The 16,991-nt window shown below is 60.4% G+C and carries 16 protein-coding genes; 8 read left to right on the top strand and 8 right to left on the bottom strand.

Annotated features, from left to right (window positions below; all coding sequences use genetic code 11):
• Nucleotides 1-222: 222 nt before the first annotated feature.
• The gene (locus KHO41_RS24285; protein ID WP_211955807.1) at nucleotides 223-951 is read right to left on the bottom strand and encodes a slipin family protein; all 729 of its coding nucleotides are present in this window, start codon (nucleotides 949-951) and stop codon (nucleotides 223-225) included.
• A 345-nt stretch (nucleotides 952-1,296) separates the two neighbouring features.
• Here KHO41_RS24285 and KHO41_RS41950 point away from each other — a divergent pair, with 345 nt between their 5' ends.
• Entirely contained in the window at nucleotides 1,297-2,232 is a 936-nt protein-coding gene (locus KHO41_RS41950; protein WP_376989740.1) for a trehalase-like domain-containing protein, read from the top strand.
• Here the strand turns inward: KHO41_RS41950 and KHO41_RS41945 are convergent.
• A complete protein-coding gene (locus KHO41_RS41945; protein WP_376989739.1) occupies nucleotides 2,229-2,423 on the bottom strand; it encodes a hypothetical protein in 195 nt (64 codons plus the stop codon). The two genes, KHO41_RS41950 and KHO41_RS41945, sit on opposite strands and share 4 nt — an antisense overlap.
• A gap of 112 nt (nucleotides 2,424-2,535) precedes the next feature.
• On the opposite strand from KHO41_RS41945, the gene KHO41_RS24275 reads away from it, so the two are divergent.
• The 3 genes from KHO41_RS24275 to KHO41_RS24265 all read left to right on the top strand — a co-directional run bounded on the left by KHO41_RS24275 (nucleotide 2,536) and on the right by KHO41_RS24265 (nucleotide 5,400).
• Nucleotides 2,536-2,961 (top strand): hypothetical protein, encoded by a 426-nt coding sequence (locus KHO41_RS24275; RefSeq protein WP_211955806.1) that lies wholly within the window; start codon nucleotides 2,536-2,538, stop codon nucleotides 2,959-2,961.
• Between the two features lie 382 nt (nucleotides 2,962-3,343).
• On the top strand, nucleotides 3,344-3,793 hold the full coding sequence (locus tag KHO41_RS24270) for a universal stress protein (RefSeq protein WP_211955805.1): 450 nt from the start codon (nucleotides 3,344-3,346) through the stop codon (nucleotides 3,791-3,793).
• A gap of 416 nt (nucleotides 3,794-4,209) precedes the next feature.
• Complete coding sequence (locus KHO41_RS24265) at nucleotides 4,210-5,400, top strand: trypsin-like peptidase domain-containing protein (protein ID WP_211955804.1); 1,191 nt, start codon at nucleotides 4,210-4,212, stop codon at nucleotides 5,398-5,400.
• A gap of 325 nt (nucleotides 5,401-5,725) precedes the next feature.
• On the opposite strand, the gene KHO41_RS41940 is transcribed toward KHO41_RS24265, so the two are convergent.
• Nucleotides 5,726-5,950, bottom strand: a complete 225-nt coding sequence (locus tag KHO41_RS41940; protein WP_376989738.1) for a PDZ domain-containing protein — start codon at nucleotides 5,948-5,950, stop codon at nucleotides 5,726-5,728.
• A gap of 426 nt (nucleotides 5,951-6,376) precedes the next feature.
• Here KHO41_RS41940 and KHO41_RS24255 point away from each other — a divergent pair, with 426 nt between their 5' ends.
• Nucleotides 6,377-6,808, top strand: coding sequence for a carboxypeptidase-like regulatory domain-containing protein (locus KHO41_RS24255; protein ID WP_211955802.1), 432 nt, complete (start codon nucleotides 6,377-6,379; stop codon nucleotides 6,806-6,808).
• Between the two features lie 505 nt (nucleotides 6,809-7,313).
• Here KHO41_RS24255 and KHO41_RS24250 read toward each other — a convergent pair.
• A complete protein-coding gene (locus tag KHO41_RS24250; RefSeq protein ID WP_211955801.1) occupies nucleotides 7,314-8,654 on the bottom strand; it encodes an MFS transporter in 1,341 nt (446 codons plus the stop codon).
• 94 nt (nucleotides 8,655-8,748) lie between these two features.
• Between KHO41_RS24250 and KHO41_RS24245 the strand changes: the two genes are divergently transcribed.
• A complete protein-coding gene (locus KHO41_RS24245) occupies nucleotides 8,749-9,777 on the top strand; it encodes an asparaginase (RefSeq protein WP_211955800.1) in 1,029 nt (342 codons plus the stop codon).
• A gap of 26 nt (nucleotides 9,778-9,803) precedes the next feature.
• On the top strand, nucleotides 9,804-10,508 hold the full coding sequence (locus KHO41_RS24240) for a GntR family transcriptional regulator (protein WP_280519716.1): 705 nt from the start codon (nucleotides 9,804-9,806) through the stop codon (nucleotides 10,506-10,508).
• A 472-nt stretch (nucleotides 10,509-10,980) separates the two neighbouring features.
• Here the strand turns inward: KHO41_RS24240 and KHO41_RS24235 are convergent, their stop codons facing one another.
• From KHO41_RS24235 to KHO41_RS24220, 4 genes are all read right to left on the bottom strand, one after another.
• Nucleotides 10,981-11,307: a hypothetical protein gene (locus tag KHO41_RS24235; protein WP_244874006.1), complete on the bottom strand. Its 327-nt coding sequence runs from the start codon at nucleotides 11,305-11,307 to the stop codon at nucleotides 10,981-10,983.
• A gap of 554 nt (nucleotides 11,308-11,861) precedes the next feature.
• The gene (locus KHO41_RS24230) at nucleotides 11,862-13,307 is read right to left on the bottom strand and encodes an IS1182 family transposase (protein ID WP_211955797.1); all 1,446 of its coding nucleotides are present in this window, start codon (nucleotides 13,305-13,307) and stop codon (nucleotides 11,862-11,864) included.
• A gap of 166 nt (nucleotides 13,308-13,473) precedes the next feature.
• Entirely contained in the window at nucleotides 13,474-14,676 is a 1,203-nt protein-coding gene (locus tag KHO41_RS24225) for an FAD-dependent monooxygenase (RefSeq protein WP_211955871.1), read from the bottom strand.
• Between the two features lie 5 nt (nucleotides 14,677-14,681).
• Nucleotides 14,682-15,650 (bottom strand): Bug family tripartite tricarboxylate transporter substrate binding protein, encoded by a 969-nt coding sequence (locus KHO41_RS24220; RefSeq protein WP_211955796.1) that lies wholly within the window; start codon nucleotides 15,648-15,650, stop codon nucleotides 14,682-14,684.
• 114 nt (nucleotides 15,651-15,764) lie between these two features.
• Here KHO41_RS24220 and KHO41_RS24215 point away from each other — a divergent pair, with 114 nt between their 5' ends.
• Nucleotides 15,765-16,658, top strand: coding sequence for a LysR family transcriptional regulator (locus KHO41_RS24215; protein WP_211955795.1), 894 nt, complete (start codon nucleotides 15,765-15,767; stop codon nucleotides 16,656-16,658).
• Nucleotides 16,659-16,991 lie beyond the last annotated feature (333 nt).

Raw genomic sequence — 16,991 nt, 5'->3', positions numbered from 1 at the left:
ACATTTGGATGTCTTGAGCGGGACCGGTATCCACCACACAGCAGACTTGCCCCCTTTGCGACGCAAGCATTCTCCTCGCGTTTGGTCGGACAACCCGCCAGCATTAGCGCGAGGGCCGTTGCCCCTAGGCGTGTCAAATCATGTTGATTCATATTTTGGGCTCAGTTCAGCAAAGCCGCTCCACTCAGGTGCTTTGTCCATGCGCCATATCGCAACTGAAGGTCATCGCATATCGACCGGCAGCGGAAAGACGATGGTCGAGCTTTTCTCCCCAGTGATCTGCGTGAGCGTCTGCAGATAGCGCAGCTGCATCGCCTCAGGGGCTTTGGCAAGCATCTGCGCTGCCTCGAGCAACTTCGTCGAAGCCTGCATTTCGCCTTCGGCGTGGATCACCTTGGCGCGGCGTTCGCGTTCAGCCTCGGCCTGGCGGGCGATGGCCCGAATCATGTTCTCGTTGAGATCGACATGCTTGATCTCAACGTTCGACACCTTGATCCCCCAGCCTTCGGTTTGGCTATCGAGCACTTGCTGGATCTCGGCATTGAGCCGTTCGCGCTCGGCCAGGATCTCGTCCAGTTCGTGCTTGCCCAGGGCGGAGCGCAGTGTGGTCTGTGATAGCTGACTCGTGGCATTGAGGAAGTTGGCGACCTGGATGATGGCGAACTGGGCATCAACCACACGGAAGTACAAGACCGCACTGACTTTCACTGAAACGTTGTCGCGCGAAATGACGTCCTGCGGCGGTACCTCTAGGACCACGGTGCGCAAGTCAACTCTTACCATCTGCTGGACCAACGGCAGGACCAGTATCAACCCGGGGCCTTTGACCTTCCAGAAGCGCCCGAGCATGAAGACCACCCCCCGTTCGTACTCTCGCAGTACACGGAAAGAAGAGATGACAAGCAGGGCTCCCATGACGGCGATGCTGGTGGCGCTGACGACGAATTCCATGTTTGCGCTCCGCTGACTGACGCTTCCAACGATACAAAGCACGAGGTTGATGCATCCTCCATCGCTGCACCATACTGGCAATTTCCGACGTGACCCGGTCTACCAGGCTTTGCCGTGCGGCGTCCGCCTCTTCAGTCTAGGAAAATGTGCTGCGAAAGCCCAGGAGGTGACAACGCGTTAGAACCTTCTCGCTGCATACCATGAACCACGACTGGCACCTTTGCGGCTACCTCGCGTCGAACTTTTTGAGGCGTTACGCATCCCCGGGGGAAGCAAAGCCCTCATGCCGGTCCCTTGGCTCCTTTCGACACAATGGCTCGTTCGTACTTCTGATCTGGATATGCCATGCCTGCTTCCATCGAAGACTACGCACTGATCGGCGATTGTGAAACGGTCGCACTGGTCTGCGCGGCAGGTAGCATCGACTGGCTATGCCCGCCGCGCTTTGATTCGCCCGCCTGCCTGGCCGCGCTGCTCGGCACCGCGGAGGCATGGGCGTTGGCGGCTGGCGCCGGCAGCAAGCGAGGGCAAAAGCAAACGTTCTTACCACCCCGGCACCATGGTGCTGAAACTATATTTGACCATCCTGAAGGTGTGGTGGCGATCGTCGACTACATGCCGGTGCGCCAAGGCACGTCCGATTCAAGCGCCCGGGCGAATCTCATTCGGATCGTATTCGGTCGGCGCGGCAGGGTACGAATGAGAATGGACCTGACTTTGCGATTTGACTACGGGGCAACGGTGCCCTGGGTGACACGGCTGGCGGGTGAGCACGGCATACGCGCGGTGGCAGGACCCGCCATGGCGGTCTTGCGCACGCCCGTTCCTTTGCAAGGCAAGGACCTGTCCACCGTGGCCGAGTTCACCGTTGAGGCAGGGCAGGCCACGCGCACGCTGCGGGCCCTGATGGCGGCCGGGTATTGTGCCGAGGCGCAGGCTTGGCGCGGCCGGCAGGTACGCGCGGTGGCGGGCAGTCCCGAGCAGGCGCAGATCATGTACGGTGTTGGTGGCGAGCGCCATCTGTGGGAGTGGGAACTCGACTGGCTGCGGGGTTATCGCGGCGCACGGCCCGTTCGCGTGGGCAACCTGGCTCGGACACAACACATGCGCGGGTCCTTGCCATCGATGAAACCGACCATGGGCAACAACAACAGGCCGGCGTCGCAGGTATTGCCCCGGTACCGCTGGACGAAGGCTGTGGCGAGCCGGGTTGAAGCCATTGGCCATCACATCCGCGTGGGCCAGGAAGCAACCTTTCTGGCCTGCAGCGCTTCTGGCTAGCCGACGCCTATGCGCTGGCAGGCCGCTGGAACGACGCCAGAACCTTGTTCGAGCGCCTCCTCTTGCTGCGCAATGATGTCGGTCTGCTCGCCGAAGAATATGATCCGCTCATGTGTCGCATGGCCGGAAACTTCCCGCAGGCGCTGTCCCATATCGCGCTGGTCAACACGGCCTTGCTCTTGGATCAGCATGCCAGATTGACGAGGTGAACGCCTGCGCTTTCAACGGGTGCGAATCGAGCAGAACTGGCTGGCGAACACTGCAGGACACGTCGAAACCTTATGTTATGGGACCAAGCACATCATGGATCCGCGCACCGCAAATCGATGGCGTTGCATCGGAGCAGGCGTTTTCGGACTAGCCTTGGGGATATGGGGGACCCATGCGTGGTATGGCCCCGTACTCACCGATACGACGGCTACGCTCAAAGCGTATGGCCAGAAGCTGGATGTCAACGAGGCGCGATTCGGGTCGTGCCAGGAGAGCCTCTCGCTCGAAAAGAAGGCGGGCCAGGACTTGACGGCAACCCTGACCGAACGGCTAAACCAGGCGGAGGCGGCGCTCGCCACGGCGCAAGACGATCTGTCCCTTGCCAGGAAGCAAGCCGAGTTAGCGCAAAAATGGGCGCACGATCAGACGCGTCGGCCGTTGGTGGCGGATTCCGCCAGCGCATGCGACAAGCTTGACGATTTGCTAACCGACACGATCAAGCGTCGGAGAGAACAATGAGACTCCCAAGGCAGACTGGCTCCCGGATGCTCTGGATACACGCAACCTGTTGTGCGCAGTGCCTTACAATTCTTCTCGCCGGATGTGCAGCAGAGCCCGAGACGGCGGTCCGCACGCCGCAGGCCCGATGTCAGGTGCCGCAGATCGATCGTCCGGCATGGGCGCTGGACTCGATAGATCCCGAGGCCGACATTTACGCCAAAGGAAAGGCTGCACTGGCAGAACTCGAGCAGCGGATTCGGTATGAGGAGAGGCTCGAGACCGCGATAAGGGCTTGTAGATAGCTGTGTCGTGGCAGGGGTAGCGAACTGCTCCCCATATCCCGCGTCCAACCGATATTGGCGCCTTACTCACGGCCACAGCGGCCTGCTGTGCCCCCATCATGACAATCGTGGCCCTTCCGAGTGATGGCTCCCCGCACAGCCTCGCGGCGGCGCGAAGGCTAGTGACTCCTGGCCTGTTCGAAAGGCCTTTGCAAGTCCATCTGATCCACGCCTTCCCAGAACTTACCGGTAGGCCACAAGCGTACTTTTCCAGGGCGCAGATGGACCAATGGGCGCGCGAGGCGGCAGAGGAAGCATTCATCCCCATGCGGCCCATCCTCAGGGCGGCGCAATGCACAGTCACCGAACACTGCCGCGTCGGCGAAGCAGCCCCCCAGATTCTCGAGGTTGTCCGCGCCTGCAACGCCGATCTGATCGTAATGGGCACGCACGGACGCGGGGCATTCCTCGCGGCGATCATGGGTTCAGTTGCGGCGCGTGTTCTGTCGACGGCACCCGTGCCCGTGCTGCTGGTGGCCTGGCACCTCTATCAAGACCAGCACGCATAGTCCGGGTGGCCGCGGCCCGCGCGATGGACGGCGTCCCATGGAACTGGCGTGATCGAGCGTCGTCAAACTTGTAGCGCGCTGGGTGAAGGGTACGAGTCCCACGCCTTCCTTGATGCTATGTAGCCGTTACGCGAAATCGAACGAAGATGCTGCGTTCTCTTCTGGCGTGTGCGTTACCCGTCATGGTCGCGGCTTGTGCCCAGGGACTTGACCGGCAAAGCATGGTCCCCCCTCCGGACCTTGCCCGCGTGATCGGGACATCCGGTAGCGCTGTCGTGAGTATCAGCGCAACCGCGGACGGGCGTTCTTATCTGGGGGAAGCGCCCCCCGCTCCGGCCGCAGGTGACATCCATATTCGGTGGTCTCAATATGCATACTTGGGTGCATACTCGCCATCGGAAAGCAGTCACAAGGTTGTGGGCGGCAACGGCTCCGGATTCATCTTCAGTCCGGCAGGGTTGATCTTAACCTGCGCGCACGTGATCGAGAGCGCCAGGTTCGTGCGCGTGAAGCTGCCCGACCGTCGTGAGTTCGAGGCCACAGTGGTGGGAAGCGACCTGCGCAGCGACATTGCGGTCTTGCGCATTCATGGCGATGACCTTCCCGTCGCGACGATAGGCGATTCGTCACGGGTCCGCGCCGGCAACTGGGTCGTGGCAATCGGCGCACCATACGGCTTTCAGAACAGTGCCTCATTCGGCATCGTCAGCGCCGTCAGACGAACGATCACGGCCGGCTCCGCGCCGATACCGCTGATCCAGAGCGATGTGGCGGTGAATCCGGGAAGCTCCGGCGGGCCGCTGCTCAACGCTAACGGCGAAGTCATTGGCGTCAGTACCCATATCTTCACGTTGACCGGTGGATTCCAGGGCCTGTCCTTCGCGATTCCGATCAACCCGGCCATGCACATCGCGCAACAGCTCGTCACCTCCAGCCATGTCAAGCGCGGCCACCTTGGCGTCGGCGTGCAGGATGTCGACCAGGACCTGGCCGAGGCCTTCGGCTTACCGGCTGTCGCGGGGGCGTTGATCGACCAGGTGGAACCTGGCAGCCCCGCCGCGCAAGCGGGTGTGAAGGCTGGCGATGTGATTGTACAGATCGGCGATGCCCGGGTCGCCGACGCGATGGCGCTGGCAATGGCGGTCAGCGACCTGCGACCGGGAAGCAACAGCCGGCTGCAGCTGGTGCGAAACGGGGTGCTACAAGCCGTCGCTGTCGTCATCGGCGCGCCTCCATCGCTCGCTGTCCCGGCGAGCCGCGTCCAGTCGGATGCCGTCGGTGGAATTGGCCCGGAACTCCAGGTACGTCGTCTTGCTGCATCGGAGGCTTATGCAAGCGGAATAAACGGGGGGGTGCTGGTTGAGCAAGCCAGGGGCGCAGCGCGTCGAGCGGGCATTCTACCGGGCGATGTGATTCTCGCCGTCAACGGCATCGCGGTCACTACCGCGGCCCAGCTGCATTCCGCCATGGCTGCCACGGATACGAAAGCTGCGCTGCTGGTGCTCCGGGGAGATGTGCGGACCTATATTCCCGTCGATACCAGTCAACATGGTGATCTCCCGCAGCACGAGTTCCACCAATCTGGATTCTTCGAGTCCGCCATCTGAAAAAGTCAGTCCTCCTACGGACATCAGCGTTTCTGAGCAATCTGCCGCGGCTGCGTAGCCGTAGACCGGCGCAGATCCGTGACACGGCTTCACACACCTTGCCATTTGCGTCTGACCTTGCTATGGCCCCTCGTTGTATCCGCCTCCTTCATTGCAGCCCAGCTTCAATGGCTTGCCCCCCGCTTGGACACCGGCATGGATCTCGGCACGCACTTCGGTTAGTACCGGAAGTGCTGGAGCGCAATGCGATGGCCGCGCAGGTTCCTGCAGATCCGCCGTCACGCGCCGGGGTTCCGCTCAGTTGGCGATGTGGTCATGCGCCATGTCATTCCGCCGATGGCACCTGCAGAGCCAAGAACAACGTATCTGGCCCCCGTCTGACTAGCAGGGCAACCGATTTTCCCTGATGACTTTTCAACAGCGATTCCAGTTGCGATACGCCTTGCACCGGCACGTCGTTGAGCCTCAGGATGAGATCTCCTGGTTGGCTCCGAAGGTCGGGATTAGTTCGACAGCTTTGGGGTGCGGCATGCTTGCTGACGCTCCGCACTCTGACAGCACCCCATGCCAAGGCGGCAGTACACGGAGAGCCGGCTGCCCTGCTCGATATTGCTTACCAGCAGTCGTGCATAAGCCCCTAGCTCGCGGCTCACCGTGCGCGACATGATGGCGCCCGTCGGACAAAAAGCCTCCCGATCGACATGCTTCCGGAGCATGGGCCGCGCTGTGCGAGGGTAAATCCGCCAGGTTGCCGGTAGTGGAAAAGCGATCGGATCTGCGGACGTGTGCAGCAAAAAGAGACCCTTCGCTGGACATGTCCCGATGCGGGATTTCAATTGCTGCCCCCGAAGCGCACAAGGCGCTGTACGAGTGGTAGACAGTCCGTTACCCGGCAAGCAACTGCCGTCTGGCAATTGGCACGGATGATGCGACCTCAAACGAGCAGGAAGCCGAATTCATTGAAGGAGGTTGTGCCATGAACAGCAAATTGATCTCTCTCAAAGCGGTTCTCGCGTTGGCGATATCTGCAACTTCCGCCCTAGCGATAGCGCAGGAAACGACGGTCATGAAGCCACAAACGACGCCTTCCGGCATTGAATATGTGAGCGGCGGTATCGGCGATGGACAGCAAGACGCGATGAAGGTCATGCGCAAGGATTACAACCTCCGGCTTACCTTCGCGCGGCCGGGAAGTGGGGAGTATTTGGCTGATGTCAAGGTGATCATCGAGAACGCCGATAATGCGAAGGTCCTGGAGACCACGTCCCGTGGCCCTTTGTTATTCGCCAAGTTGCCCCCTGGCGCCTATCGCATCACGGCCGAATTCGAAGGGCAGCGCCAAGTGAAGAAAGCCACCATCCGGGATGGCCAGCCAAGGGGATTGGTGTACCGCTTTGCTAAGAAATGACGCCGGACTTTGCCCACGCGTCGCAAGGCTGTCCGGAATCACATGGCTTTCGGAACAAGAGAAATCGACGATGGCAGGGCATGCTCGCTTCGGCGTCGAACGGTGAACCAGCCGTTTTAGCCAGCGACCACAACTGCATGTGGTGGTGCGACATGGCTTGCATTCGACGAAGTAGTGTCTTTTACATGGAGGTATTGCGCAGCAATCGGATGGGCTCCATCTGCGCAATCCAAGCACTCGCTTTGCGGCCTGGGATGGTGCCCACTAGCGAAAGTGTTTGCGCCCTTCAGACTCTCCGTACGGAGGTAGTCGCCTGTCTCTTCCGCGAAGGGGATGCCGAAGCCCGACTGTAGAACTCGCGGCTTGCCTGTCAATCACAGGCGGGCCAGAGTCTGCGATGTGGTTCCGAAGGGTCTCTTGCTCACTAATGCCCCTGAGGGCTGCGCCAGCATTGCAGGGCACGCTGGTGTGCGCGCCAAAGCGCCAGCGAAGCCAGCGCTTTTGGTCATTCGGCTGCAACGACAACGCTCGGTTCGGCTTCCACCCGGGGGCCCACGCCTGGGCGAACCTGCAGCATGGCGAATACGCCCAGCGCCGTCGCGACGGCGGTTGCGATAAACATCGAGGAGTAGCCATAGCGTGCTGACAGGATGCCGGCCAGCGTGGGCGCGAGCACCGCAGCGATGTTGGCGATGAAGTGCATGATGCCGCTAAACGTCCCCACACGCGATGGCGCGGTATCAATTACCACCGCCCAGTACACCGAGTTTGGCAAGGCGTTAAGGGCGTTTCCCAATGTCATCAGCGCAATCACGGCCCAAACGCTCTGTGCTTGCGACACCAAAAGGAAGCACAGCGTGGTCAGGAGCAGCGAGCCCGCCGCAAACCAACTCCGCGCGATCACCAACTTGCCGGTGCGCTTGTGCAGCCAGTCCGAGATTCGCCCCCCAAGCAGGACCGTAAAGCATGCTCCGACCCACGGGATCATCCCGATATACCAGAGCGACGACAGGGTGAAATTAAACTGGTCATGGAGGTACTTCGGTGTCCACGTCAGCAGCATGAAGTTGACGTAGATGAAGGAGAAGTAGCCGATGGAGTTGAACACCAGCGTCCGGCTTCGGAAGAAGGCCCACCATGGCAAGGCGGGTTGGGCCTGGCTCATCGCCGTTGCCGCTTCGGCACGCCCCCCGCGAATCGAGGCCAGTTCGCCGGCATTTACCTTCGGGTGATCCTCGGGCCGGTTGGTATAGAGGCGAGCGAAGAGGGTGATCAGAACCAGTCCCAGCGCGCCCAGAACCACATACATGGATCGCCAGCTGTCAGTTAGCAGCAGCAGGCCGACCGCGACCGGCGCGGTGAGCAGCGCACCCAGCGGCGTGCTCAACAGGCCTATCGATACGGCAAAGCCACGCTCAGTGGGCGGCGACCATGCCGACATGGTCTTGTTGATGATCGAGTACGCCGGGCCCTCCGAAAAACCGAACAGGATGCGGACCATGGCAAAGCCACTCAACGCCGAGCCGCCGAAGAGGGCAATGCCGAGATCGCCGGCCCAGATCATGCCGATCGCGAACAGTGACCAGGCGATCCCCGCGATAACCCATACCCGTTTGGCGCCGAGGCGGTCGGCGAGCGCGCCGCCGATCAGCGCACCGAACATATAGCCATAGCCAAAGTAGCCAAGCACGGAGCCCCATCCAGCGCGATCGAAGCCATATTCGGCAGTGATTTGCCCGGCCGCATAAGCAATGGCGCCTCGGTCGATGTAGTTCACCAGAGCGATGACGACGATGAGCAGAAAGATGGTGTACCGATACTGGCTTGGCGGCGGATGTTGTTGCATTGATGGTCTCCCTAGCGTTGTGGATGCGTTGTGCTGCGAGGTGTAGATTATATATAATGCACAATGCATAACGCACAAGCTAAGGGAAAACCATATGTCGAAACCCATCGTTGCAATTGCTTCCCTTGGAGGCACCATCAGCATGACGCCGTCGGCCACGGCCGGCGGTGTCATTCCCCGCCTGGACGCCGCCCAACTGGTTGCAGCCGTGCCGGAGCTTGACGCTGTGGCCGATATCTCTGCGGAGTCCCTGTTTCAGTTGCCGAGTGCGTCGCTCGGCCCCGAGCAGTTGCTGGCATGTCTGGCATGGGCCGAAGGCAGGATCGCCGCCGGCGCATGTGGTGTGGTGCTGACCCAGGGTACCGATACGATCGAGGAGACTGCCTTCTTCCTCGACATGTATTGGCGCCATCCCGAGCCGCTGGTCATTACCGGCGCCATGCGTACTCCGCAGGCAGCGGGGGCGGATGGTCCCGCGAACCTTCTGGCGGCCGTACAGGTGGCAGTCGATGCGCAGAGCCGGGAACGTGGCGTGCTTGTCGTCATGAACGACACGTTGCACCGGGCGCGATGGGTAACCAAATCGGATACCCTGTCCTTGCATACCTTTGTATCGCCTGGCGGTGGGCCGGCTGGGCGTGTGGTGGAGCGGCAGGCGGAGTATTTCCATGCGCCGGTCCAGCGGACACTGGTAAGCCGGCCCACACGGCCTTTCCCGAAAGTGGCGGTTTTTACCGCGCTCCTGGGCGACGATGGCGATCTGGCCGCGGCGGCACCGGACTTCGGCTATGAAGGGATCGTGGTCGCCGGCTTCGGTGCGGGGCATGTCTCTTCGGCCTTTGCCGAGCATGTCGAGCGCCTGGCGGAGCGGGTTCCCGTCGTGATCGCCAGTCGCACCGGGGCCGGACCGACCGCATTGCACACCTATGGTTTCTCAGGTTCCGAGGTGGATCTGGCGCGGCGCGGCGCCATGCTCGCAAAATGGCTCCACCCTTACAAGGCTCGCCTGCTGCTGGCTGCATTACTGGCGGCCGAGACCGAGCAGGCATGCATTCCAGAGATGATGGCGAAGTGGGGTAAACTGCCACGCCATTCACCAACCAACCTGCAGCCAGTCCCTTGAAGACTTTGCCTATTCCCACGCCCGGCGTGCAAGCCTCGCCACCGCGTCGGCTTACTGCTTATCAGTTTGCACTGCAGACTTTGCGCGCCGACATCCTCCAGGGCCGTATGAAGGCAGGGGATCGCCTTCGCCAGGACGACCTGGCCAGGCGGCTGGAAATGAGCACGACGCCGGTGCGCGAAGCGCTGCGCACACTAATCTCGGAAGGACTGGTTTTTTTTGATGCGCATCGCGGCGCAGTGGTGCGTGGTCTGACGCTTGACGATGTGCAGGAAATCTACCGCCTGCGCAAGGTGCTTGAACCCATGATGGTCGAAGCCGCTATCACGGCAATCACGCCTGAAGAGATAGCGAGGGCCGAGGCGCTCCATGCGGAAATGCTCAACACCATGGAGGTCACGCGATGGACCGAGCTGAACCTGGCGTTCCACGCGGCGCTATGGGCCTCGCAGGAGCACAGCCGGCTCGCCCATCTGGTCAAGACGTTGCGCGATTCATCCGCGCCGTATATCTCGCTGTCGCTCTACATGTGCCCGGAACACCTCGCGCTCAGTAATGCAGAGCATGCCGAGATGCTGGCTCAGTACAGGCAACGCGATGTGGAAGCAGCGAAGCGCCAGACAGTCCATCATCTGGACGAGACGCTGAAGGTCATCGTGCAGGTGATTCAACAATCCGACGCCTCGTCGGCACCAGCGGGTAACAGTCCCGAAGCCACCTTCGAGGGGTAGCTTTGACTTCCTCCAATGTGTGCCGAGAGCATGAGCATCAGATAACCAATGACTGTCGATGCTTTATCGCGAAGGTCCGTTGCCTAGGGCCAAGCGGTCGGTCAAAATCCAATTGCGAGCTGTGACGTCTGACCCTTCCTGACCGATTATGTGAAAAATTCTGAGCACGGTTCGAGAATCAGGGCGCCGGATTGACCGCCGCAGCGTCGACTGTGAGAGCATCCGGAACATCAACCTGCCTGATCCCGATACTTCGGACAGCCAGTAGCGCGCCAGGGAACGCAGCACCGTTAAGGTCGTCCTGGCGAATATTTGTGCCTTGAACGTGAAAGTTCACAGTCAAGCTCCACAGCCCGCGGTGGATGCCGTGGTGCCGAAGCAGGATGGTAGTGAGCTCCAGCGGGCTGTTCTCGAAGGTGGCTAGCGGCATGGTGGAGACCTGTAAGTGCTCGGGAGCGAGCAAGTCGCTGCGTTAAGCGCGTTCTTGGACTTCAGTTGCCTCCGCCCATGGGTCGTCGCTGTAAAGCAGCGCAAAATCGGCGGGGAACAGTCCGCGAAAGGGCGGAGGGTATTGAAATGCCAGCACCGGTTCGAGTTTTCGCTGGTCGGTTACGACGAATACCTCAATGAGACGGCGTTGGCCGATGTAGTCCCGGGCATGAACGTAGTAGTACCTGACGTCCTGCCAGACCAATGACTCAGCAATGTAGGGCCCGACGATCCCCGGGATCAGGCTGAAGGCCTTGAATTGCTCCAACGCCTGGTTGACATACTCGGCTTCGGACAACTCAGGTCCCATGGCCGCTGCCGTGAGCCTGAGACGTCTGGCTTTCGTCATATTGTGATGTAAGGCGCCGTTGGAAAACGGCCTTCATTATTACGGCGACATCGTGACGTGACAAGCCCACACGCCCGCACCATGGGTTCTCTGGCTCGAAGGGCGGCGGCTCGGCCACTAGACCGTCAGCTTTTCGGTGCCAAGGCGCTCGGGGCGGCAGATGCACCAGAACGGGGTGGTGCCGGCGGCGACAAGGAACCGGCAGCGTGCTCGACGCCGCCTACGTGGCCGGTGAGGGCGGGTGGCGTCCGGCCCGAACCAGATTATGTGGGTCCGGGACTTTTTTTGAAGGGGCATTTGCCGGGGCTCTCCAACGGTGGTGATTGACGGTGTCCGACCGAGGCCGTGTGGAAACGTCTCTCGAATCGGACTAATGCGCGTCTCCTCCGGGGCGTAGCCTGTCTTATCGAATTTTCGGCCAATCTGGTCATGGGACGACGCCGTAACGGGTGCGAACAGCGCTAGTGAGCTCCTGAGGGCGATCTTCAGCCCATTTTTTGGGCGCAAATGGGTGCTTACGCACCCACCAGGCGCATTGCCTTCATTGTTTTCGAGAACCCGAGAATTCGAAGGACGCGCTTCAGGTTGTACGCCAGAACATGCAGGCTCATTTCAGTACCTACATTCGGTAGCGTGCGCGTCAGGAAGTGCGTGTAGCCCATCCAATGTTTGAAGGTTCCGAAGACATGCTCGACGGTTCGCCTACGAACCGTCATTGCATCCGGCGTCTTGTCGAGCCGGCGCTGGACGGCCTCCAGCACTTCCTCATGCTCCCATCTGGAGATGCGCCGGTACGGACTCGGCGTGCAGTGAGATCGCATGGTGCACTGAGGACAGGCACTACTCCAATAGCGGCGTAGCTGCAGTCCATGTTCTTCTCTGGTGAAGCGGTATATCGCACGTTCACCGGCGGGACATTGATATTCATCGTCCCGGGCAATGTAGATGAAGTCCGCCCGATCAAATCGACCTCCCGCCTTCGCGCTGGACGTCGTTGGCTTGGGCAAGATGGCAGCAACTCCCGTATCCGCGCATGCCTTGATCTCCTGCGCGCTGAAGTAGCCACGATCAGCTATGGCTTTAAGCCTGGTCTTACCCATCGCATCGCGAGCGGCTCGAGCCATCGAACTCAGTTGCGCCCGATCATTGCCAATATTGGTGACTTCATGAGCGACGATCAGATGGTGCTTGGCATCTACGGCCATCTGTACGTTGTAGCCGACCATTCCGGAGCCCTTGCCACTTGTCGCCATCGAACGCGCATCAGGATCGGTCATCGAGATCTGACCATCTGGAAGTGTCTTGAGCTCTTCCTTTATCTGGCCAAGGCTATGCATCTGCTGACGCAGTTGCGCAATCTTCTCGCGCAGTCGAGTTGTCTTGAGTTCCATCTCCGCCGGCTGCGTGCGATCGGCAGTCTCCAGCGCGCTCAGATACCGCTGGATGCTTTCCTCGATTTGCTGCTGGCGTTTGTCGACTTTGCCAGCCGTGAAATTGCGGTCCCGAGTATTGACTGCCTTGAACTTGCTGCCGTCGATGGCGACCAGGGCCTGCGAGAACAACTTTAAATCGCGGCACAGAACTATGAAACGACGGCAGACATTGCGAATGCCCGTGCTGTTATCCCTGCGGAAGTCTGCAATCGTCTTGAAGTCCGGCGCCAGTCGGCCGGTAAGCCACATCAGTTCTATATTGCGTTGGCACTCGCGCTCCAGACGGCGGCTGGACTGGACTCGGTTGAGGTAGCCATAGATGTAAATCTTCAACAGGACGGCAGGATGATATGAGGGGCGACCTGTAGTCGAAGGATTGGCACCTTCGAACCCGAGCGACTCGAGATCCAACTCTTCAACGAACGCGTCGATGATCCTGGCGGGGTTATCCTCGGCGATGAAATCATCGAGGCATTCTGGAAGCAGCGTAGCTTGCTTGCGGTCTTCTCCCTCTATGAATCGCTTCATCCGGTCCCCCAATCTGAATGCGTTGATCCAGTCTAGGTGATCGAACCGTTTTCACACAGCCTCGACCCATCTCCGACATTCAAGGAGCCGCTTGATCCGTCCATAGCCCCGACAAAAGCGGTCCGTTGAACCCGGCACGATGAGGTGCGAATTGTGCCAAGTCGCCTCAGAGCGGCACGGCCTCAACGTTGTATTCAAACAGCCACTCATAGCGCGAGCGTACCAGTGGCTCGCTGAATTGCTCGTCGATGTAGGCCGTCGCACCTTCGCGGGTAGCGAGCGCTGGGTTATGGAAACGCCTCGCGTTCTCCGCGGATCCGCGAACAATGCGCGATGTACGTTCTTTGCGTGCGGCTTCATAGCGCTGCAGCGCGACAGCTGAGTTGTCGTGGGTGTCCAAGGCTCGTGCTACCAAGTAGCCGTCCTCAATCGCCATGGCAGCGCCTTGCGCCAGGAATGGCAAGGTCGGATGACACGCGTCGCCGAGCAGGGTAATGTTGCCGACCGTCCAAGAATCCATAGGCTCGCGCACCATCAGGGCCCACTTGAACGGCGTCACAATCGACTTGATCATGGTTTGTACATCTTCGTGCCAGCCCTCAAAGTCGCGGAGACATTCATCGGTATTGCCCGCTTCATTCCACGATTCCACTTGCCAATCGTCGCGCTCGACGATGCCGACGAAATTGACGAGTTCGCCCCGCCGCAACGGATAGTGGATGACGTGCGCCCCTGGTCCAATCCAGTTGTTGCCCACGGGCTCGCGCAGGTGCTCGGGCAAGTCTTTGGCAGGAATGACGCCGCGCCAAGCCAGGCACCCGGAAAAGCGCGGTTTGTCGTCGTTGAACAGCGCAGCGCGGATTCGCGAATGGACGCCGTCCGCCCCGATTACGACGTCGCCGCTGACCCAACCGCCATCGGCCAGGCTGACTTTGACGCCATGGTCTGTCTGTTCGACGGCGACGCAGCGCGCATTCAGGCGTATTGCATCGGGCGAGGCGGCCATCACAGCGTCGGCCAACACACGGTGCAGATCTGCGCGGTAAATGGTGAAGTAGGGGTATCCATATCGCTCCTGCGACTCTGCACCCAGGTCGAAGAGTTTCCACGCTTCCCCTGTGTTCCACAGGCGGATTTGTTTTCCCGTCGGAATCGACGCAACGGCTTGCAATGCATCGCCTAAACCCAGACGGTAGAGCACGCCTGTTGCGTTCGCGCTCAGTTGGATGCCCGCACCAACTTCCCCAAGCGCGGATGCCTGCTCTAGTACTGTCACCCGGAAACCGCGTCGCAGGAGGGCTAACGCAGCGGTCAGACCGCCGAGTCCTGCGCCGCAAATGATGATATGTCGAGATGAATTGGTCATGATGAAAGTTAGTCAGGCTTGACGCCAGAAATGCGGACTGCCTCGGTCCACCTCTTCAGGTCGGTTGAAATGGTTGCTGCGAAGGCACTGGGCGAGCTATTTACAGGCTCTAGTCCACTGCTGGTGAGTTGCTTGAGCGTGGCAGGGTCGCGCATGGCAGCGTTCAGCGCCGTTTCCAAGCGATTGACGATCGACGCCGGCGTGCCGGCCGGCGCTACCAGGCCAAACCATGAATAGGCCTCGAACGGCTTTCCCGTGGCTTCCCGGACGGTGGGCACATTGGGCAGCAAAGGAAAACGTTTGTCGCCAGCCACTGCGAACGCGCGGACCTTTCCGGACTGGACGTGAGGCGACAGGAACTGCGCGGTGTCGATCATGAGATCGATTTGCCCGCCAAGGACGTCGGTCAGTGCCGGGGCGCCGCCTTTGTAGGGGACGTGAAGAAGCTTAATGCCGAGGGTGGTATTCAGTTGTTCCCCGGTGAGATGGCCAATCGATCCGTTGCCGGCTGAACCGAAGGTCAGGGAGGAGGACTTCGCCGCCTGAATGAGTTGAGTCATGTCGGTAGCGGCGAGGCTGGATTTTCCCACCACCATCATCGGGCTCCTCACCGCTTGGCCGATGGGGACAAAGGACTTCAGTGGCTGGTAGGGCAGCGAAGCATACAGTGCCGGCGCTACCGCGAGACTACTGGTGCCGCCCCAGAGCAAGGTATAGCCGTCAGGCTGAGCGCGAGCGACGTAGGCGGATCCGATCGTGCCACCGGCGCCTGCGCGATTGTCGATGATGACCGGCTGGTGAAGCGAGTCACCCATGGCTTTGGCCAGCAGCCTGGCGCTACTGTCAGTCGGACCGCCTGGCGGAAAGGGCACGACGATCGTGATGGGCTTGGCGGGAAATGTGTCGGCTTTGCACGCGAAGGGCAAAGCCAGGGCGACGGCGAGGCAAGCGCCAAGCACGCTGAGTTGGGGGCACATGTTGTTCGTCTCCGGGGGTCTTTTTCGAGTAGTCGGCGTACCGACGTGTCAATTGAAGCTCAGGAACGGCAACAAGAGAAGCTATAGTATTCTATGAATTAACAAATAAACGTTATGAATCCCTCGTACCGCCAACTCAAAGCTTTCCTGGCTGCGGCGCGCTTCAGGAACTTCACCAAGGCATCGCAGCAGATGCACATCACCCAGGCGGGGCTGAGCGCGATGGTCAAGGAGTTGGAAGCGCAGGTGGGATGTCGCTTGCTGTACCGGACCACCCGTCTGGTCGATCTGACGCCGGAGGGCCAGGCATTTCTGCCATCGGCAGAAGCCGCCGTTGCGGCCATTGATGCTGCCCTTGAAGCGGTACAGCGGGTCGACGGGGCGCGTCGCCCGCTGCGAATTGCGGTGACACCACTTGTCGCGAATAGCCTCTTGCCGGGGGCTCTTGTGCGGTTAAAGCGTGAGGTGCCCGAGCTTCAGGTAGAAGTCTGGGATGTCGATCCTGAGCGCATTCAGATGCTGGTCGACGTAGGCATGGTCGATGCCGGCTACGGTCTGTTCTTCAAGGCGGCATCCGGTCTGACGCGACGTTCGCTGTTCAGCAACGATCTCGTAAGGGTCTCGCCAACCGCGCGCACCAAAGGACGGGGCGACATTCCGTGGCGCCAGTTGGATGGCGCCCCCCTGATATGCCTGCCGAAGGAAAATCCTATTCAGATCCTAGTCGACGATCACTTGTCGCGGGCCGGTGCAGTTGTAGACCGCCGCATGGAGGTGACGCACATCGAAACCGTTATTGCGATGGTTGCCAGCCAGCTCGGGGTAGCGGTCCTGCCTTCGATCTGTGCGGGCGTTGCCTCGCGATACAACGTTTGCCTGGAACGCATGGTGCAGGCGAAGGATTACCTCCACTACTACTGCATCAGTCGTTCGGGTCGACCTGCACCTGAGCACGCGAGCCGGTTAGGTGAATTGATCGGCGAAGAACTGAGGCGCTACGGGCCTTAGAGTCAACATTTTGCGGTAGCCCAAGCGAAGCTAAACCGCGAATTGCCAACCGATTCCGCGAAGACATGGGTGTTTCAACGAGTTTCAACGACCTAACGCATAGTCTGGGACTTCCGCTCTCCGGCTTTTTCCCATCGGGCCGTTCGCAGCTCCTGCCCTGCCATGGAGACTCCTGTTTCGAGAATGCCGGCATTGGCCGGATCGGAAGAGCTTAGCGCAGTCTCAGTACGACCCATCTCGGCCATTTGGAAGAACCGCGGCGAGCGACCATTGCGGTTACCTTTGGGAAGTTCCGGCAAACCAAGCCCATGGCCGGTTTCGGCCCGCGCACGG

It is taken from the genome of Cupriavidus numazuensis (genome assembly GCF_905397435.1).
GTDB lineage: Bacteria > Pseudomonadota > Gammaproteobacteria > Burkholderiales > Burkholderiaceae > Cupriavidus > Cupriavidus numazuensis.
The sequence above is the reverse complement of the archived record's forward strand: the minus strand, read 5'-3'. Positions and strand labels throughout refer to the sequence as shown.